Source organism: Microvirga flocculans ATCC BAA-817, from assembly GCF_000518665.1.
GTDB classification, from domain to species: domain Bacteria; phylum Pseudomonadota; class Alphaproteobacteria; order Rhizobiales; family Beijerinckiaceae; genus Microvirga; species Microvirga flocculans.
On sequence record NZ_JAEA01000009.1, the window covers coordinates 82,890 to 101,743 of the forward strand.

Consider the following 18,854-nt stretch of genomic DNA (forward strand, 5'->3'; position numbering starts at 1 on the left):
TTCCTTCCTCGCATTGACGAAGGCAACAGATGGAGGAGGCCTGCATGACACGCGACCCGCGCACGGACGCCGAGAAAGCCCGCGCCGATCTCGCCCGCAATGCGGAGATGGGCTTGGCCGTCCCGGAAAGCCCGGCCGAGCAGGAGCCTTCGGTGACGCCCGAAACCTTCGGCGACACGACCGAGAACGGGCGGGTTCCTCCCTTGCCCGGCCAGACGCCCGAGCAGGTAGAGGCCAGCCGCGACATCGGCGATTCCACCGGCAGCATCGCCACGTCGCGGGACATCCCGGTCGATCCCAGGCGCGTGAAGGCCCCGCCGACCCACCGCAGCGACGAAGAGGATGGGGTGCTTACCCGCGCCAAGGAGTAGGAGAATGGCTCTTTCAGACTTTTTCGCCCGCCTCAACCCGAAGAAGCGCAAGGCCGAGAAGGCCCGCGAGGACCTGAAAGCCAATGCCGAGAAGGCGCTGCGCATGAAGCAGGAGGCCGGCCCCCAGGCCAGCATTCCGGCGCACCGGACCGCCAATAAAGGCATGCAGGCGGACCCGCATCGGGTGGAGGTCGACGCCTCCGGTGGCCGCGAGGCCGGCTTCACGCCCCAGCTGAAGCGCTCCAGGGTCGCCCGTTCGGGGGATGCTTCCTAGAGCCATTTCAGGAAAAGTGGGAACCGGTTTTTCGTCCGAAATGGAGGCCAGCAAGGACTTGTGCAGCGACGTGCGATTTCATGAAAATGCAAACGGCTCTAGGTTCCGCGAGCGCTCGCGAAGAGAAGCCCCGTCGTCCGGCGGGGCTTTCTGATTTGCGTTGATCGCCCCTGGGAAAGGAGCCGGAGACCTTGCTCCGCACTTCTGCGCCTTCTATCGGTAGGCCATGAGCATCCGCATCGCCTCCCTTCAGCGCTATCCGGTCAAGGGCCTCTCCCCCGAGACATTGTCCTCCGCCACCCTGGCGAAGGGCGGCTATTTCCCGGGTGACCGGCTTTTCGCCATCGAGAACGGCCCGGCCGGGTTCGATCCGGGAAACCCGCAGCACCAGCCCAAGATCAAGTTCCTGATGCTGATGCGCAACGAGAGCCTGGCCCGGCTGAAAACCCGCTATCTCGACAGCATCACGACCCTCTTCATCGAACAGGGCGGGCGCGAGGTGGCGCGGGGCGATCTCTCCACGGCGCAGGGAAGGCTCGCCATCGAGGCCTTCTTCCGCCGCTTCATGCCGAAGGAGCTGCGCGGCCCGCCGAAGCTGCTGACCGCTCCCGAGGGCTTCCGGTTCACCGATTCCCGTCGCGGCTTTGTCTCGCTCATCAACCTTGCGAGCGTGCGGGCGCTCGAGAACGTGGTGGGTGCGCCCGTCGACCCCCTGCGCTTTCGCGGCAACATTCACATCGAAGGTCTCGAGCCCTGGGCGGAGTTCAATCTCGTGGGGCAGGTGCTCGCCGCCCCCTCGGGCGCGCGCCTCAAGGTGACGAAGCGTATCGAGCGCTGCGCCGCCACCAACGTGGATCCGGACACGGGCATCCGCGACCTGGAAATTCCGAAGGGCCTCATGCAGGCCTATGGCCATTTCGACTGCGGCATCTATGCCGAGGTTCTGGATGGCGGGGCCATAGGCCCTGGCGATACACTGGAGCCGGAGCAGGACGCCCAGGCGCAATTCTCCTTCGCCTGAGCGGCCAATCGGGGAAACGACACTTCAGAAGAGAATATACTGGTGGATGTTTGAAATGGTGGTCGCCGTGTCCTGTATGAAGATCTTGCCGTTCCCGCTGGGGCTGTAGGTTCCGATCCGGTAGATGAAGACACTCGGGTTGTCCGGGTCCCTCTCCGTCCCCACGTCGTAGCTTGAGATCAGCCCTGCCTGTCTCAGGGGCCTGAGGTCGATCCGGTCGCCCTCGGTCGGCACGAAGCCGCGGATCTTCTCGACGCTGACGCGATCGCTGTATTCGAAGATCGTTGCGCCGAGAGAGCCGAACAGGATGTCGTCTCCTGCGCCCCCGTTCAGGGTGTCGTTGCCGTAGACGCCGTCGAGAACGTTGGTTCCGGCATTGCCCCGAATATAGTTATTGCCGAGGTTGCCGAGCCCGACGACAACCTCGGTGCCTCCGATCAGAGTGAGATTTTCGAGGTCGTCCTGGAGCAGGATCGTTCGGGTGAGGCTTCTGTCCGGATTGAAGGTGCCGAAGTTGAAACCTGCGCGCAGGGTATCGGTGCCCGATGTGTCGATGACGACCTCGGCCGCGCTATCGACCGTATAGATATCGTCGCCATCGCCGCCGATCAGGGTATCCGTTCCGCCCATGCCGTTCAGGATGTTGTGGCCGCTGTTGCCGACGATGCGGTTGTTCGCGGCATTGCCCGTGCCGTCGATATTTTGGAAGCCCGTAATCTCAAGGTTCTCGAAGTTGTCGCGCAGGGTATAGCTGAAGCCGACCCGGACCGTATCCGTGCCCTCATCGATCGCTTCGATCAGCGTGTCCAGGTTATCGATGGTGTAGACGTCGTCCCCGCGACCGCCTGTGAGCGTGTCGCTGCCGCTGCCCCCATCGAGGCTGTCATTGCCGTCTCTTCCCTCCAGAAGGTTGTTGCTGCCATTGCCGACGAGGCGATTATTGAGGCCGTTGCCGTAGCCGGTACTCCCCAGGGTGCCGACCAGCTCCAGGTTCTCGACATTGTCCGGGAGGGTGAAGCTTGCGGCTATCGACATGACGTGATCGGTTCCCTCTCCCGCGAGCTCGACCACCACGTCCTCTTCCCGGTAGACCAGATAGACATCGTTGCCCGTGCCGCCCACCAGGCTGTCGGTGCCACCTCCTCCCCCTCCGGAGAGGCTGTCATTGCCGCCTCCGCCGAACAGGGTGTCATTCCCTATTCCCCCGGTAATCGTATTATTGGAGTCGTTCCCGGTGCCTTGGAGGCCCGATCCGTCTGGAGACTGAACGATAAGCTCTTCCACATGGTCGGGAAGCACGTAGGAGATCGACGAATAAATGCGGTCTCGTCCGCCGCTGGCCTCTTCGACCACCACATCGTTGCTGTCGCCTTGATTGATGAAGTAGGTATCGTTGCCGTGGCCGCCCCGCAGGGTGTCGTCGCCTCCGCCGCCTGAAAGAATGTCGTTGTTGCTGCCGGTGGTGATGTCGTTGGCGAGCGCGTTTCCAATTGCGCTGTTGGATTCGGTATCGTTCTCGATGATCAGGTTCTCGATCCTATCGCCCAGGGTGTAGGAGCGAAGCGTTGTCCGGACCGTGTCGATGTCCTCGTCGCCGCCCCGTTCATCGATGACATCGGAGGTATCGCCGTCGATCACGTAGACGTCGTTGCCGTCACCTCCGACGAGGGAGTCACGGCCGAGGCCTCCGATGAGCGTGTCGCTGCCGGCACCGCCTTCGAGCGTGTCGTCGCCATCGGCGCCCGAGAGACTGTTGCCGAGATCGTTGCCGGTGATGAGGTTGTTCCGGCCATTGCCCGTGCCGGCGATGGCGCCGCCGACGAGGACGAGCCACTCGACATGGTCGCCGATCGTGTAGTCGGTGGAGGCATGGACGGTGTCGTATCCGCCATCCTCGGTCTCCACGATCTCATCGCCCGCATCGTCGACGAGATAGAAATCGTTGCCGCTTCCGCCCTCCAGACGGTCGGCACCTGCACCCCCGTCGAGAACATCGTTGCCGCCGCCGCCCTGGAGATCGTTGGCGAGGGCGTTGCCGATGAGGTTGTTGTCGAGATTGTTACCGACTCCTCTCACGGCTGCGCCGATAAGGATGAGCTTCTCGAGATGATCGCCCAGCACGTAATCGACCGACGAGCGGACGGTGTCGCTCCCGCTCTCTCCCGCTTCCACGATCGTATCGTCGGTGTGATCGACGATGTAGACGTCGTCACCCGAACCGCCCTCGAGCGTGTCCGCACCTTGTCCACCGTCGAGGGTGTCGTTGCCTTCGCTGCCGATGAGAGAGTTCGCAAGGCCGTTGCCGGTGATGGCGTTGTCGAGAGCATTGCCAGTGCCCGACAGGGCCGAGCCCAGCAGCACCAGGTTCTCCACATGCGCACCCAGCGTGTAGTCGAACGCAGCCCGCACCGTATCGATGCCGCCGCCTTCGGCTTCCACGATCCAGTCGCCGGCATCGTCCACGGCATAGACGTCGTTGCCGGCGCCGCCGTCGAGGGTGTCGGCGCCGCCTGCGCCGTCGAGGGTGTTGTTGTCGGCATTGCCGATGATCGTATTGGCCTGTGCGTTGCCGGTGCCGCGCAGCGCAGCGCCGACGAGCACGAGGCGCTCGACATGATCGCTCAGGGTGTAGTCGACCGAAGCCGAGACCGCGTCGCTGCCGCCACCGGCGGCTTCGACCACCGCATCGGCGGCATTGTCGACGATGTAGGTGTCGTCGCCGAGACCGCCGACAAGACGGTCCGCGCCCGTGCCGCCGTCGAGGGTGTCGTTGCCGGCTCCGCCCTCCAGCGTGTCGTTCCCCGCCTCGCCGCTCAGCGCGTTCGCGAGCGCGTTGCCGGTGATGGCGTTGTCGAGGCCGTTGCCGCGGCCCGACACGGCCGCGCCGAGAAGCACCAGATTCTCCACCTGCGATCCCAGGGTGTAGCTGACCGAGGCGCGCACGGTGTCGGTGCCTTCGCCGGCCTTCTCCGTCACCCTGTCCCGGGCATTGTCGACGATGTAGGTGTCGTTGCCCCGGCCTCCGGCGAGCCTGTCGGCCCCCGCCTTGCCGTCGAGCGTGTTGTGGCCGCTGTTGCCGGTGAGCGTGTTGGCGAGGCTGTTGCCGGTGCCCTTCAGGTTGGCGCGCCCGGTCAGGATCAGGTTCTCCACCTGCGCGCCCAAGGTCCAGTGGATCGAGGCCTTGACCGTATCCGTGCCGCCGCCGGCCTTCTCGCTCACCCGGTCGCCCGCGTTGTCGACGATGTAGGTGTCGTTGCCGGTTCCGCCCGCCATGCGGTCGCGGCCCTTGCGCCCGTCGAGCAGGTCGTTGCCGCCCAGCCCCGAGAGCACGTCGCTGCCCGAGGTGCCGAAGAGACGGTCGGCCCGCCCCGTGCCGGAACGGCTCAGGCTGGCGGACAGGGAGAGGACATTCGCCTCCGGAAACGTCGGGGCCTCGAAAGCTGCCGGGCTGGAGAGCGTCGAGGCGAAGAACAGGGAAGAGCGGGGCTTCGAGACGGTCATGGCGGATCCACCGAAAAGGCAAGCGTGGCCGCCATCCTAGAGATTATATCATTAGGTATCAATTCCAGGCGGCGCAGCGAGTCCGTCACAAAAAAGGGAGGGCCAAGCCCTCCCTTTTCACGTCGTTCCGTTCGCCTGGCCTTATTCGGCGGCCGGCGTCTCGATCGCGTCGGAGCCGAAGCCGGCATTCTCGTTATTCGCCGCCTCGATCATTTCCTGGCGGGTGCGGCGGCGGCGGCGCGGACGGGCCGCGGCCTCGTCGTTTCCTGCATCCTGTTCGACGGGGGCCGGAGCAGGCTCTTCGACGGCTGCGGGGGCCGGCGCGCGGACGGGATTCGTCAGGAAGGCCGGCAGGACACCCTGTTCCGGCGCGTCGGAATCGTCCCGGCGGCGGTCGCGCTGGAAGCGCTCGCGGCGCTCGAACCGCTCGCCACGCTCCTGACGCTCGCCACGCTCGGGGCGGTCTCCGCGGTCGAAGCGGGGCTGGCGCTCGCCGCTCTCGGATCTCGCCTCGGAAGGCTGCTCGTCGCGCTGGAAGTCCTGGCGGGGTCCCCGGTCGCGCTGGAAGCGCTCACGACGGTCACCCCGGTCGCCGCGATCCTGGCGGTCCTGGCGGTCTTGCCGGTCCTGACGGTCTCCGCGGTCGAAGCGGGGCTGGCGCTCGGCCCGGCCCTCATAGGGCTGCGGCTGGGATCCGAAATCCATGTCCTCGCCGGTGCCGCCGAAATCCTGACGTTCGGAAGAGGCGCGATCGAAGTTCTGGCGCTCGCCCTGGGCGAAGCCTTCTTCCTCGCCGCCTTCCTCGTCGAAGGACCGCTGCTGGTAGCCGTACTGCTCGCGCAGCTGCTCCTGGGCGGCTGCGATGATGCGGTAGTAGTGCTCCGCGTGCTGGAAGTAGTTCTCCGCCGCCACAGGATCGCCGCTCGAAAGGGCGTCACGGGCAAGCTGGCTGTATTTCTCGGCGATATGCTGAGCCGTGCCGCGGATCTTCACGTCCGGTCCGTTCGACTCATAGCTCTTGGTCAGGGGATTGGGCCCCTTGTTGCTGTTGCGGTTGTTGTTGCGACCGCGCATACGCCTGTTCTGTCCTGGTCTCATTTTCGCTCTACGAGCCTCGCTGGTTCTTCAAGCCCACGCGATATGCAAGCCAATGTTCACCGAACGGGCTCAACGCCCACCGTTCGCGTGGCAACCGTCTGACGTTCGCCATGGCCTTCGAGAGGCTGAGGCATCCTTCAGTGTCGGGTTCAGGGATCGCGCCAGGCTGTTCCGTTCAAAAGCCCCTGCCTGCGCGATTGATATCGTTTGGTCTTCCGGCATGCCCCTCAAGGCTACCGATTCGTTTAGACCGAGGACGATCTCTACGCTGGAATCTAGCGGGTTCCTCTCGGTCCAACAAGGGCTATTTCCGACTTTATCCCGTCTTGGGACAAGAAAGCCTCGCTCCGCCCTTCACAATCGCTTCATGGCGACGCATCGCGGGTTACCCGATAGATCGTGCGCGATCTTCAGAATTTCAAGGCTGTGGAGGCCAGCCAGGCTCTTCAAGTCCTCCGCCTGATCGTAGCCGATCTCGACCACGAGCAGCCCTCCCGGGGCCAGGAGCCGCTCCGCTTCCCCCAGCAGGATCCGGTAGGGCTCGAGGCCGTCCGGCCCCCCGTCCAGGGCAAGGCGCGGATCGTGCTCACGCACCTCCCGGTCCAGGGCGGGGATCACGTCCGAGGCGATATAGGGCGGGTTCGAGACGATCAGGTCGAACCGGCCGGCAATCGCCTCGGCCCAGCGGGACAGGACGAACCGGCCGCGGTCGTCGACCCCGTTGAGCCGAGCATTGGCCCGCGCGGTCGCGAGGGCGCCGAAGGACAGGTCGATGCCCAGCCCCGTGGCGTTCGGCAGCTCATGGAGGAGCGCCACCAGGATGCAGCCCGAGCCGGTGCCGAAATCCACGATCCTGAGAGGCGCCTGCCGGTCGGGCAGCAGGGCGAGGGCCGTCTCGACCAGGGTTTCCGTATCGGGCCGGGGCACCAGGGTTTCCGGGGAGAGGCGGAAGGGCAGGCCCCAGAACTCCCGCTCCCCGACGATACGCGCCACCGGCTCGTGGTTCAGGCGGCGTTCGGTAAAGGCTGCGAGGGCTTCATCCTGCTCGGGCGTCAGGGGAGCGTCGGGCCGGGTGATGAGCTCGGTGGCAGGGACCCTTAAGGCCGCCAGCAGGAGCAGCCTTGCATCCAGCGCCGCGGTGTCGAAGCCGGCCTCGGCGAGGGTCCGGCGCAGGTCCTTCAAGGCCTGGGCGCGGGTTTTCAAGGCGTCGGCCCCCGCCGGTAGCGTTCCAGCCGCTCCTGAAGGGTGCCGGTATGCAGCTCGAACAGGTGGTTGTCGTCGTCGTAGAAATAGAGCGAATGCCCCTCGCCCTCGACCCGGGGGCGGGATTCGCGGATCTCCAGGCCCAGCGCCTCGATCCGCCGGCGACAGGTCTCCAGGGCGGCGGCCGGGATCTTGAAGGCGATGTGGTTGTAGGTGCGGGTGGGAAGGCTCTCCCCCTCCATCACGGCGATCCAGAGGCCGCCCACGTCGAAGAACTTTTCCCGGGAGAGCGAGAAGGTGTCTTCGCCGGAGGAATAGATCTCCCGGCCCCCCAGGGCGCCCTCGACGATGGCCGTCATGCGGGCGAGATCGCGGGTGATGAGCGTGATGTGGCTCAAGCCCTCAATCGGCGTGCCGCCGGTCATGCCGCCTGGTCCTGGGCGGCGAGCTGGGCGGCCTGGTGCTCGGTCACGAGGGCGTCGATCAGCTCGTCCAGCGCGTTGCCGCCGATGACCTCCTCGAGCTTGTAGAGGGTCAGGTTGATCCGGTGGTCGGTGACGCGCCCTTGCGGGAAATTGTAGGTGCGGATGCGCTCGGAGCGGTCGCCGGAACCGACCTGCGCCTTGCGGTCGGCGGCGCGGGCGGCGTCCTTGGCGGTGCGCTCGGCATCGTAGAGGCGGGCCCTGAGCAGAGAGAGCGCACGGGCGCGGTTCTTGTGCTGGGAGCGCTCGTCCTGGACGAAAACCACCGTTCCCGTGGGGATATGGGTGATGCGGATCGCCGATTCGGTCTTGTTGACGTGCTGGCCGCCGGCTCCCTGCGCCCGCATGGTGTCGATCTTCAGGTCCGCTTCGTTGAGGACGATGTCCACGTCCTCGGCCTCCGGCAGCACGGCGACCGTGGCGGCGGAGGTGTGGATGCGCCCCTGCGTCTCCGTGTCCGGCACGCGCTGGACCCGGTGCACGCCGCTCTCGAACTTGAGCCGCGCGAACACGCCGCGTCCCTTGATCTCGGCTACGACTTCCTTGTAGCCGCCGGCCGTTCCCTCGCTTTCCGAGACGATCTCGACCTTCCAGCCCTTCAGGTCCGCGTACCGGGTGTACATGCGCAGCAGGTCGCCCGCGAAGAGGGCGGCCTCGTCGCCGCCCGTTCCGGCGCGGATTTCGAGAATGGCGCTCTTCTCGTCCGCCTCGTCCTTGGGCAGGAGCATGACGCGCAGGTTCTGCGCCGCCTTCTCCAGGTCGTCCCGCGCCTGGGGCAGCTCCTCCTCGGCGAGCGAGCGCATCTCGGCATCCGTCGCGGGGTCGTCGAGCAGGGCCTGAAGGCCCTTCAGGTTGTCCTCCATCGTCCGGTAGCCGCGGATGGCCTCCACCACGCCGTCGAGCTCGGCGAGTTCGCGGGACAGGGCCACGAAGGTTTCCGGGTCCGGCCCGGCATTGAGCGTCGCCGTGATGATGTCATGGCGGGCGAGAATGGCGTTCAGGCGATCAGAGGGAGGCGCAATCGACATCAGACCGGAATACCATGGGTTTCCGCAAAATGGGCAAGCCTCGGGCGCAGCGTTTCGCCGCCTCCGGCGTTCTTCAGCTCCTCGCGGATCAGGGCGTTGAGCTCCGCGACATTCGTCTCCAGAAGCATGGCCTTCACCGGGCCGATGGCGGCCGGGGACATGGAGAGCGAGCGGAAGCCGAGGCCGACCAGGGCCATGGCCTCGAGAGGGCGTCCGCCGATCTCGCCGCAGACCGTGGCCTGGCAGCCGGCCGCCTGCGCATGCTCCGCCACCATCTCCAAGGCCCGCAGCATGGGCGCGCTCAGGGGGTCGAAGCGATCCGCCACGCGCCGGTTCTCGCGGTCGATGGCGAAGAGGAACTGCATCAGATCGTTGGTGCCGAGCGAAATGAAGTCCGCGCTCTCGCAGATCTCCTTGAGCTGAAACAGGAGCGAGGGCACCTCCAGCATCACGCCGAGCTTCAGGTCGCAGGGCAGGGGATGGCCGTGATTGGCGAGATGGGTCTTCTCCCGCTCCACGATCTGCTTGGCGCGCTCGAACTCGTCGCAGGTTGCCACCATCGGGAACATGATCTTCAGGGGCCGCCCGGCGGCCGCCTTGAGGAGAGCGCGGATCTGGGCGCGCAGAAGGCCCGGGCGGTCGAGCCCGATGCGGATCGCGCGCCACCCGAGGGCCGGGTTCTCCTCCTCGACCGCCTGCATGTAGGGCAGGATCTTGTCGCCGCCGATATCGAGGGTGCGGAAGGTCACGGGCCGGTCGCCCGCCTCCGCGAAGACCGTGCTGTAGAGCGCCTGCTGCTCGGAGGCCGAGGGCATCCGCTCCGCGATCATGAACTGCAGTTCGGTCCGGAACAGGCCGACGCCCGCCGCGCCGGTTTCGGCGATGTGCGGCAGGTCGACCACGAGGCCGGCATTGATCTGCAGGGTCACCTCGACCCCGTCCTTGCTGACGGAGGGCACGTCCCGCAGCTTGAGGTACTGCTCCTGCCGGCGGGCGCGAAGCCGCGCCTTCTCGGCATAGGCCGCCTCGACGTCGGGATTGGGCCGGATCTGGACCTCGCCCGCCGCGCCGTCGACGATGATGGCGTCGCCCGGCTCCGTCAGGGAGGTCGCGTTCGGCACCTCGCCCACGGCCGGAATGCCGAGCGCGCGGGCGACGATCGCGATATGGCTCGTCGGCCCGCCCTCTTCGAGCACGAGGCCGCGCAGTCGCGAGCGGTCGTAGTCGAGCAGGGCGGCCGGGCCCATGGAGCGGGCCACGATGATCGCGTTCTCCGGCAGATGGCTGCGTTCCGCCACGAGGTTGCGCCCCACGAGACGGTGGAGCAGGCGGTTGGCGAGATCGTCGAGGTCGTGCAGGCGCTCGCGCAGGTAGGGGTCCGTCTGGCGCAGCATGCGGGCGCGGTTGTCGGATTGAACCCGCTCCACCGCCGCTTCCGCCGTCAGGCCCGAGGTCACCGCCTCGCGCATGCGCCGGAGCCAGCCCTGGTCATGGGCGAACATGCGGAAGGTCTCCAGGACCTCCCGGTGCTCGCCATGATGGGCGACATCCCCGCGCTCGATGAGCTCGTCGATGGACAGGCGCACCTCGGCGATGGCCGATTCGAGCCGCGACAGCTCCGCCTCGACATTCTCGGCGATGAGGTTCTTCACCACCACGCGCGGCTCGTGGAGCACCACGTAGCCGAGGCCCACGCCATCGGCGAGCGCGACGCCCTTCTGGTAGACCGGGCGGCGCAGGGCGATGCCCGTCTCCACGGGCGCAAGGGCCTGAAGCTCGCCGGTGGCGAGCATCTCCGCCACCACCATGGCGGTGGTCTGAAGGGCTTCGACCTCCTCTTCCGTATAGACCCGGTAGGTCCGGTTCTGGACGACGAGGACGCCGAGCGTATTGCCCGCCCGCAGGAGGGGGACGCCGAGGAAGGCGTGGTAGATCTCTTCGCCCGTCTCGGGCTTGTAGGAGAAGGAGGGATGGCTCTGGGCGTCGGAGAGAGCCAGGGGCTCGGCCGTGGAGGCGATGAGGCCCACGAGGCCCTCGCCCGAGCGCATGGTGGTGAGGTGGACGGCTTCCCGCTTCAGGCCCTCGGTGGCGAAGAGCTCCAGCACGCCGTCGCCGCGCATCACATAGACGGAGCACACCTCCGCCACCATGTTGGCGGCGATCTGCGTGACGATCCTGTCGAGGCGGTCCTGCGCCCCCACCGGCTCCGCCATGATCTCGCGGAGGCGGCGCAGCAAGAGGCGCGGACCGCCGGGGGCGCTTGGCATGAGCTTATCAGTTCCCGTCCTATCAGGGCCGGCAAGGCGGACCGGCGACTTGCAGTTTCAATGTCGCAGCCCGACCGATCCTTCGTCAATCAGGCTTGATCAAGGCCGTATAGCGAGTGGAGCGTACGCACCGCAAGCTCCGTGTAGGCAGAATCGATCAGCACTGAGAATTTAATCTCAGAAGTCGTGATCGCGCGGATGTTGATGCCCTTGTCGGCCAAGGCCTTGAAGGCCCGCGCCGCCACGCCTGCATGGCTGCGCATGCCGACGCCGATCGCGGAGACCTTGACGACGTCCGTCGCCCCCTGGAGTTCCTTGAAGACGATCTCGTTCCGGCGCTCGTTCAGGATCGCGCAGGCCCGCTCGTAATCGGCCGCAGGCACCGTGAAGGTCAGGTCCGTGGTGGCGGCGTTGTCGGACACGACCTGAATGATCATGTCCACATTGATGTTGGCCTCGGCCAGGGGCACGAAGATCGAAGCGGCGATGCCCGGCTTGTCCGCGATGTCCCGCAGCGTGATCTGGGCTTCGTCGCGCGAATAGGCGATGCCCGTGACAACCTGCTGTTCCATGATGTCTTCCTCGTCGCAGATGAGGGTGCCGAGCTTGGGATCGGCGGGATCGTCGAAGCTGGAGCGCACATAGGTCGGCACGCGATGCATCATGGCGAGCTCGACCGAGCGCACCTGGAGCACCTTGGCCCCCAGCGAGGCCATTTCCAGCATTTCCTCATAGGAAACCTTATCCAGGCGCCGCGCCTTGGGCACGATGCGCGGATCGGTGGTGTAGACGCCGTCCACATCCGTGTAGATGTCGCAGCGTTCGGCCTGGATGGCGGCGGCGAGCGCCACGGCGCTGGTGTCCGAGCCGCCGCGCCCCAGGGTCGTGACGCGGCCCGTGGGCTGATGAATCCCCTGGAATCCGGAGACCACGGCGACTTCCTTCGAATCCGTGAAGCCCTTGACGATCCCGGTGCCGTCGATGGCGGCGATCCGGGCCGAGCCGTGGGCGTCCGAGGTCATGATCGGGATCTGCCAGCCCTGCCAGGACCGGGCCTTGAGACCCATCTCCTGCAAGGCGAGGGCGAGCAGTCCCGACGTGACCTGCTCGCCGGAGGCGACGACCACGTCGTATTCCCGCGCGTCGTAAAGGGCGGAGGCCTCCTTGACCCAGCCGACGAGTTCGTTGGTCTTGCCTGCCATGGCGGAAACCACCACGGCCACGTCGTAACCGGCCTCGACCTCGCGTTTGACATGCCGCGCCACGTTGCGGATGCGCTCTACGGTGGCGACGGATGTTCCGCCGAACTTCATGACAAGACGGGGCATGGGCGAAGAAGGCCGTTAAGGGTCAGGGAAAATTTTGCCCTTCGCGGCGCGAAAGGCGCGTATACATGACGGTAGGGCCGCGCCCTGTCAACGCGCGGGAATCATTTCTTCGTCTAAGGAATCAGGCTTCGATGACCCACGGCGCATCCACGACCATCGACCCGGCCGAGGTCGCTCGATTCGAGCGGATCGCCGAGACCTGGTGGGACCCGAAAGGCCCCATGAAGGTCCTGCACAAGTTCAACCCGGTGCGCCTGGCCTATATCCGCGACGCGGCCTGCCGCCGCTTCGGGCGCGACCCGCGCTCCGCGCAGTCTCTGGAGGGGATCGCGATCCTCGACGTTGGCTGCGGCGGGGGGGTGCTCTCCGAGCCGCTGGCCCGGCTCGGCGCACGGGTCACGGGCCTCGATCCTGCCCCCACCAACATTTCCGTCGCCCGGCTGCATGCGGAGCGGGCGGGGGTGGCCGTCGATTACCGCAACGAGACGGTGGAATCGGTGGTCGCCCGCGGAGAGACCTTCGACATGGTGCTCGCCATGGAGGTGGTGGAGCACGTGGCGGACCGGCAGGCCTTCGTCACGGCCTGCGTCCAGGCCGTGAAGCCCGGGGGCTGCCTTGCCATGGCGACGATCAACCGGACCCTGCGCTCCTTCGCCTCGGCCATCGTGGGTGCCGAGTACATTCTCGGCTGGCTGCCCAAGGGCACCCATGAATGGGACAAATTCGTCACGCCGGAGGAGCTGACGGACGCCATCGGGACGGCGGGCTTTAGGGTCGATGACCTGACGGGCGTGGCCTACAATCCGCTGCGGGACAGCTGGTCCCTGTCCCGCGATACGGCCGTCAATTACATGCTGCTGGCCTCGAAGGCCTGAGCGGTTGCTCCCGCGGCGCGAGGCTGAGCACCACGTAGCCGGCGAGCGCGGAGAGGACGGAACCCATGAGCACGCCGATCTTGGTCGCATCCCCCAGCTCCGGCTGGTCCGGGAAGGCGAGGGCGCCGATAAAGAGGCTCATGGTGAAGCCGATGCCGCACAGGAGCGCGACCCCGTAGCACTGCGCCCGCGACGCGCCCGCCGGCACATCGGCGAGGTTGAGCCTGATCGCGAGCTCCGAGAAGGCGAACACGCCGACCTGCTTGCCGATGAACAGGCCCAGGGCAATGCCGAGCGGCAGGGGGCTCAAGACGGCGTCCAGGGACAGTCCGGAGAGCGGCACGCCCGCATTGGCAAGGCCGAAGATCGGAATGATCGCATAGGCGACCCAGCCGTGAAGCGCATGCTCCAGGCGGTGGAGGGGCGCATCCTCCATCCGCGTCTTCTTCGGATCGGGCTGGAGCGGGATGGCGAAGGCGAGGGCGACGCCCGCGAGGGTGGCGTGAATACCCGATTGCAGGACGAAGAACCACAACAGCGCGCCCACGGCGAGATAGGGAAGGAGCGCTCCGACGCGCAGGCGGTTGAAGGTCGCCAGCACGAGAAGGCAGAGGACGGCTGCCCCCAGCATCGCGAGCGAAAGCTCGCTTGTATAGAAAAGGGCGATGATGACGATCGCGCCGAGGTCGTCCAGGATGGCGAGCGCCGTAAGGAAAATCTTGAGCGATGCCGGCACGCGGGAGCCCAGGATCGCGAGCACGCCGAGGGCGAAGGCGATGTCGGTGGCGGCCGGAATCGCCCAGCCCTGGCGGAGCTGCGGCTCGTCCCACGTGACCGCGAGATAGACGATTGCAGGAACGACCATGCCGCCGAAAGCCGCGATGCCCGGCAGCATCCGGCGCGGCCATGTGGACAGCTGTCCGTCGAGCATCTCGCGCTTGATCTCGAGCCCCACCAGCAGAAAGAACACCGCCATGAGCGCGTCGTTGATCCAGTGCAGGATGCTGAGGCCCAGGACATAGGTCTTGAGGAGGCCGAAATAGGCTGCGGCCAGGGGCGAATTGGCGATGACGAGGGCGATCACCGTCACGCCCATGAGGATCATGCCGCCTGAGGCCTCGCTGTCGAAGAACCGCCGCATCAGCGAGATGCGGCGCGTAGGTCTCAAGTCGCTTCTAGGCTGATCCATTCCTGTCTCCCTGTCGCATGAAGGTCATAAGGCGAAACGGCGGCATGGAAAGCCGGGAACGCGTTCTTTCGATCACAAAACGAGGAGGAACCGCACCGCATCAGGAAGGCTGTGCCGTTCTCCGGCGCCGCGTGCCGAGGATCGTCTCGAGCGTGACGGGCCGATAGTTCCAGGCATCCACGCCCACATCGTATTGCCGGGTCTGCGGCTTCAGCCTGCCGTGCGAGTGGCCGTGCAGATCGATCCAGCCGCGGCCCATGTTCTTCCAGGTCCGGAAAGGATAGTGGCACATGACGACGGCGCGGTCGCCGAGGGTGAGTTCCGCATAGGATTGCACGCTCTCCCAGCCCTTCGCCGCCAGGGTCGCCGGACCGTCGTTGTTGCCGGTGATGAGATGCTTGCGGCCGTTGAGCCGGTTCAGCAGGTCTTCGATCCGCTCGGGGCGCATATGCAGGGCGAAGTCGCCGAGGTGCCAGACCTCGTCGCCGCCGGAGACGGTTGCGTTCCAGTGGGCGATCAGCGCCTCGTCATGCTCGGGAATCGATTTGAAGGGGCGCTTGTCGATGCGCAAGACCCGGGGGTCGCCGAAATGGGTATCGCTGGTGAAGAAAACCGTCAAAGCGACCCCTCATCGGCCGAGCCTCGCTCTCACATGGGGCGGGATGCCGGAAGATCGAGGGATCGGATCGGCCTGAAACGACGGGACATCCGTTCGAAGGCCGGGGCGGAAAGGCAGAAAGAGATTGTTTTCTTAACGTAAGGCATGTTATTTCTATCCTGCATTATTGTTCGATAGTGAACAAAATCACAAAGAATATAGAAACTATCGCATCGTGCAAATAATAGCATTGTAAATTCAATGCAAATTCCACTTTTGGGGGCAATCTTGAAGAATTTAACAACGCTCGCCGCGGCCGGGTTATTCGTTTTTTGCGCCGTGAACGCTGCATTCGCCGCGGATCGGCGCGTCGACATCGTCAACAACACCGGCAAGACCATGGAGGAATTCTATGCTTCCGCTGTCGACACCGACGACTGGGAAGAGGACATCCTCGGCAAGGACGTTCTCGCCGACGGCGAGGAAGTCGAGATCGACATCAATGACGGCTCCGGCGCCTGCAAGTTCGACTTCAAGGCGGTGTTCACCGACGGCACCGAGCGCGTCAAGCGCGGCGTGAACGTCTGCTCGATCTCGAAATACACCTATCGCTGACGCGTCTTTCCCATGCGCGGCCTCATGACGAGGAAACCTGCAATGATGTTGAAGCTGATCGGATCGGCGATGATCGCGCTTGCCACGATCGCAAGCGTTCCCGCGATGGCGGGCGGCGCCGGCGTCTATACCGTGAAGGGCAATAATGGCGAGCCCGACACCGATTATTCGGGAACGCTGACTATCGTCCAGACGGGCAAGGACACGTTCAAGCTCACCTGGAATATCGAGGGCGAGCGTTACGAGGGGTACGCCGTCGGCGACGAACGGGTTCTTGCTGCGAGCTTCCGCAACAAGAAATCGAGCGGCACCGCGCTTCTCGTCGAGGACGACGAGAACAAGGGCGGCTACCAGAGCATCTGGGCCTTCGATGGCGAGACGCGACTCGGCATCGAGAAGATTTCGCCGAAGAAATAGTCTTCTTCCTATCGTCCTTTCACAGGACCAATGCGCGGGCACCGGAGCATTCCGGTGCCCGCATTTCAAGCACGCATCGCTCGGTACGCTGCGCTAATTCCTGTCGTCGGGCACGACAGGCATGGGCAAGACCTCGATGCCTTCCTCGAGAAGGGCGCGGGCTTCCTCCATGTCCGCCTCGCCGTAGATCGAGCGCTCTTCCGTCTCGCCGTAATGCATCTTGCGCGCCTCCTCGACGAAGGCCTTTCCGACGTTCTCGGCGTTCTTCATCACGTGCTCGCGCAGGGCCCGCAGCGCGGCGCGAAGCTCCCGCTCGCGCTCCGTGAGCACGGCAACCGCCTGAGGGTCCGCAGCCGGTGCTGTCGGTGTCTTGTCCGTGCGCGACACCGCAGGCGCCATGATCTGCTTCTCGACCTTGGCGGAGTTGCAGAACGGGCAGGTCACGAAACCGCGCTTGCGCTGCGTTTCGAACGCCTCGCTCGAGGGAAACCAGCTTTCGAACTCATGGGCCTGCTCGCAGGCCAGGGCGTACTTGATCATGTCCCGGTGAGATGTGAGGGTTCAGGCTCGGAAAGAAAAGAGGATCAGGCGCTCGCCGCCCGATCCGTCTCGATGGTGGGAACGACCTCGACCCGGAAGGGGCGGGCGTTCTTGAGGGTCGGGATGCGCCCGCGCACCTCGGCGACGAGGGCGGTGTCGATCTCGGCCAGGAACACGCCGGGCTCCGTGCCGCCTTCCGCCAGCACCCGGCCCCAGGGGTCGACGATCAGCGAGTGGCCGTAGGTCTCGCGTCCATCCTCGTGCAGGCCGCCCTGGGCGGCCGAAATCATGAAGGATCCCGTCTCGATGGCCCGCGCCCGGTGCAGCACATGCCAATGCGCCTCGCCGGTCTGCTTCGTGAAAGCGGCAGGAGCGGACAGGAACGAGGCCCCGTTCTCGGCGAGCGCCTTGTAGAGCGCCGCGAAGCGCACGTCGTAGCAGATCGTCATGCCGAGATAGCCCCAGGGCGTCTCGGCGGCCACGGCGTTCGAGCCGCCCGTATAGGTGGCCGATTCGCGCCAGCTTTCGCCGTTCGGCAGGTCGACGTCGTAGAGGTGGATCTTGTCGTAGGACGCGATCACCTCGCCGTCAGCGTCGATGAGGAAGGCGCGGTTTGCGACCTTGTCGCCCTCCTTCACGGCGATGGAGCCGATCTGGATCACGATGCCGCGATGCCGCGCCACTTCGCGGAGGGCCGCCAGCACGGGGTCCTGCGCCTCAGGCCCGACCTTGCCGAACAATTCGTCCCGGTCACGGCAGACGAGGGAGGTCATTTCCGGGGTCTGGGCGAAATCCGCGCCCTCGTCGGCGGCCCGGCGCACGAGGGCCACCGCGTCGTCGCGGTTCCTAAGGACGTCGCGCCCGGAGCGCATCTGGATGCAGGCGGCGGTGAAGCGGGTCGGGTTCATGGGATCTCAAATCTCCGTCAGGCCTGCAATAAAGGCTCAAGCTGGCCCCTGTCATCAAGGGCGTAAAGATCGTCGCAGCCGCCGACATGCGTCTCGCCGATGAAGATCTGCGGCACGGTGGAGCGGCCCATCGCCCTCTGGATCATCTCGGCCCGCGCCTCGGGCGTCTTCTCGATGTCGATTTCGGTGAAAGCGGCGCCCTTCTCGCTCAGGAGCTTCTTGGCGGCGGAGCAATAGGGGCACCAGCTCTTCGTGTAGATCGTGATGGGCGGCATGGGCGGCAAATCTCCTGTGACGGGGAGCATATAGGAAGCTTTGTGCCTCTCTCACAACTCTTTCACGACCCGCGCGAAGGCCAGGACGTCCACTCTTGCCGCGCCGCCGCGCAGCAGGGCGCGGGAGGCGGCATTGGCCGTGGAGCCGGTGGTCAGCACGTCGTCGATCAGAAGCACCCTCTTGCCCTTCAGCCGCGCCGTCGCCTCCACTGGCACGCGGAAGGCGCCCTGCAGGTTCTCCTGCCGCTGCGCCTTGGTGAGGCCCACCTGCCGGCGCGTGCGCTTGACGCGGGCGAGCAGGAACGGATCGCAGGGCATGCCGCTCTGCGCGGAGACGGTTCCGGCGAGCGCCATCGCCTGGTTGAAGCGCCGCCGCCACAGCCGCCAGCGGTGCAGGGGCACGGGGACGATCACGTCCGCCTCGTCCAGGAGTTCCGCTCCGGCGCGGGCCATCATGGCGCCGAGCGCCCGGGCGAGCTCCAGCCGGTCGTTGTATTTCAGCCGGTGGACGAGGAGGCTGGCGATCCCGTCATATTCGGCGACGGCGCGGGCGCGCTGAAAGACCGGCGGATCGGCGATGGCTGCGGGCGAGAGCAGGGGCTGGCCCAGATCGACCGCGAAGGGAATGCCCAACCGCTCGCAGAAGGGGCGCTCGATGAAGCGGATGCCGGACCAGCAGTGAGGGCACAGAGCGTGAGGCTCGCCAGTGGCCGCCTGGCAGGCGATGCAGGATGGCGGGTAGAGAAGACCCAGGGCCCGGCGCCACAGGGCGCCCGCGCGCCTGCCGAGGCGGGACGGCACTGGCGCGTCGGTGGCGTCGAAGGGTTCGCTCATCGGCCAAGCTTATCCGATGGCCTTCCCCAT

19 protein-coding genes are annotated in these 18,854 nt (G+C 65.9%); 6 read left to right on the forward strand and 13 right to left on the reverse strand.

The genetic code is table 11. The features are described 5' to 3' along the window. The first annotated feature begins 44 nt into the window (after positions 1-44). The 3 genes from L879_RS0111515 to L879_RS21425 all read left to right on the forward strand — a co-directional run bounded on the left by L879_RS0111515 (position 45) and on the right by L879_RS21425 (position 1,666). Positions 45-371, forward strand: coding sequence for a hypothetical protein (locus L879_RS0111515; RefSeq protein ID WP_035459404.1), 327 nt, complete (start codon positions 45-47; stop codon positions 369-371). Positions 372-375: 4 nt separating this feature from the next. After that, positions 376-645, forward strand: a complete 270-nt coding sequence (locus tag L879_RS21420; RefSeq protein ID WP_051435254.1) for a hypothetical protein — start codon at positions 376-378, stop codon at positions 643-645. A gap of 226 nt (positions 646-871) precedes the next feature. Beyond that, positions 872-1,666, forward strand: a complete 795-nt coding sequence (locus L879_RS21425; protein ID WP_051435255.1) for an MOSC domain-containing protein — start codon at positions 872-874, stop codon at positions 1,664-1,666. A gap of 24 nt (positions 1,667-1,690) precedes the next feature. Here L879_RS21425 and L879_RS22820 read toward each other — a convergent pair whose 3' ends face one another. The 7 genes from L879_RS22820 to L879_RS0111560 form a co-directional block, all read right to left on the reverse strand. Then, entirely contained in the window at positions 1,691-5,167 is a 3,477-nt protein-coding gene (locus L879_RS22820) for a beta strand repeat-containing protein (RefSeq protein WP_051435256.1), read from the reverse strand. Positions 5,168-5,308: 141 nt separating this feature from the next. Further along, positions 5,309-6,241 carry a DUF4167 domain-containing protein gene (locus L879_RS0111535; protein WP_035459406.1) on the reverse strand — a complete coding sequence of 311 codons (933 nt, stop codon included), beginning with the start codon at positions 6,239-6,241 and terminating at the stop codon, positions 5,309-5,311. 378 nt (positions 6,242-6,619) lie between these two features. Then, positions 6,620-7,468, reverse strand: a complete 849-nt coding sequence (gene prmC / locus L879_RS0111540; RefSeq protein ID WP_027316236.1) for a peptide chain release factor N(5)-glutamine methyltransferase — start codon at positions 7,466-7,468, stop codon at positions 6,620-6,622. Continuing rightward, positions 7,465-7,893, reverse strand: a complete 429-nt coding sequence (gene fosX, locus L879_RS0111545; protein ID WP_027316237.1) for a FosX/FosE/FosI family fosfomycin resistance hydrolase — start codon at positions 7,891-7,893, stop codon at positions 7,465-7,467. The genes prmC and fosX overlap by 4 nt, the downstream gene beginning before the upstream one ends. Then, on the reverse strand, positions 7,890-8,978 hold the full coding sequence (prfA, locus tag L879_RS0111550; RefSeq protein WP_035459408.1) for a peptide chain release factor 1: 1,089 nt from the start codon (positions 8,976-8,978) through the stop codon (positions 7,890-7,892). Before prfA ends, fosX begins: the two co-directional genes overlap by 4 nt. After that, the gene (gene ptsP / locus L879_RS0111555; protein ID WP_027316239.1) at positions 8,978-11,245 is read right to left on the reverse strand and encodes a phosphoenolpyruvate--protein phosphotransferase; all 2,268 of its coding nucleotides are present in this window, start codon (positions 11,243-11,245) and stop codon (positions 8,978-8,980) included. The genes prfA and ptsP overlap by 1 nt, the downstream gene beginning before the upstream one ends. 89 nt (positions 11,246-11,334) lie before the next feature. Further along, the gene (locus tag L879_RS0111560; RefSeq protein ID WP_027316240.1) at positions 11,335-12,573 is read right to left on the reverse strand and encodes an aspartate kinase; all 1,239 of its coding nucleotides are present in this window, start codon (positions 12,571-12,573) and stop codon (positions 11,335-11,337) included. A gap of 131 nt (positions 12,574-12,704) precedes the next feature. Here L879_RS0111560 and ubiG point away from each other — a divergent pair, with 131 nt between their 5' ends. After that, positions 12,705-13,448: a bifunctional 2-polyprenyl-6-hydroxyphenol methylase/3-demethylubiquinol 3-O-methyltransferase UbiG gene (ubiG, locus tag L879_RS0111565; RefSeq protein ID WP_027316241.1), complete on the forward strand. Its 744-nt coding sequence runs from the start codon at positions 12,705-12,707 to the stop codon at positions 13,446-13,448. Here ubiG and nhaA read toward each other — a convergent pair. Continuing rightward, entirely contained in the window at positions 13,417-14,637 is a 1,221-nt protein-coding gene (gene nhaA / locus L879_RS21435) for a Na+/H+ antiporter NhaA (RefSeq protein ID WP_051435257.1), read from the reverse strand. The genes ubiG and nhaA overlap by 32 nt on opposite strands. A gap of 100 nt (positions 14,638-14,737) precedes the next feature. Next, positions 14,738-15,256, reverse strand: a complete 519-nt coding sequence (locus L879_RS0111575; protein WP_027316242.1) for a metallophosphoesterase family protein — start codon at positions 15,254-15,256, stop codon at positions 14,738-14,740. Between the two features lie 318 nt (positions 15,257-15,574). Here L879_RS0111575 and L879_RS0111580 point away from each other — a divergent pair, with 318 nt between their 5' ends. Both L879_RS0111580 and L879_RS0111585 read left to right on the forward strand, forming a co-directional pair. Next, a complete protein-coding gene (locus L879_RS0111580) occupies positions 15,575-15,850 on the forward strand; it encodes a hypothetical protein (RefSeq protein WP_245265219.1) in 276 nt (91 codons plus the stop codon). 42 nt (positions 15,851-15,892) lie between these two features. Continuing rightward, positions 15,893-16,267 carry a hypothetical protein gene (locus tag L879_RS0111585; RefSeq protein ID WP_027316244.1) on the forward strand — a complete coding sequence of 125 codons (375 nt, stop codon included), beginning with the start codon at positions 15,893-15,895 and terminating at the stop codon, positions 16,265-16,267. Positions 16,268-16,360: 93 nt separating this feature from the next. Here L879_RS0111585 and L879_RS0111590 read toward each other — a convergent pair whose 3' ends face one another. Genes L879_RS0111590 through L879_RS0111605 form a run of 4 tightly spaced genes read right to left on the reverse strand, consistent with a single transcriptional unit; the run spans position 16,361 to position 18,824 of the window. After that, on the reverse strand, positions 16,361-16,807 hold the full coding sequence (locus L879_RS0111590) for a DUF1178 family protein (protein ID WP_027316245.1): 447 nt from the start codon (positions 16,805-16,807) through the stop codon (positions 16,361-16,363). Positions 16,808-16,851: 44 nt separating this feature from the next. Continuing rightward, the gene (locus tag L879_RS0111595; RefSeq protein ID WP_027316246.1) at positions 16,852-17,715 is read right to left on the reverse strand and encodes a carbon-nitrogen hydrolase family protein; all 864 of its coding nucleotides are present in this window, start codon (positions 17,713-17,715) and stop codon (positions 16,852-16,854) included. Positions 17,716-17,732: 17 nt separating this feature from the next. Beyond that, positions 17,733-17,990, reverse strand: a complete 258-nt coding sequence (grxC, locus tag L879_RS0111600; RefSeq protein WP_027316247.1) for a glutaredoxin 3 — start codon at positions 17,988-17,990, stop codon at positions 17,733-17,735. 51 nt (positions 17,991-18,041) lie between these two features. Continuing rightward, positions 18,042-18,824 (reverse strand): ComF family protein, encoded by a 783-nt coding sequence (locus L879_RS0111605; RefSeq protein WP_084020948.1) that lies wholly within the window; start codon positions 18,822-18,824, stop codon positions 18,042-18,044. Positions 18,825-18,854: the final 30 nt, after the last annotated feature.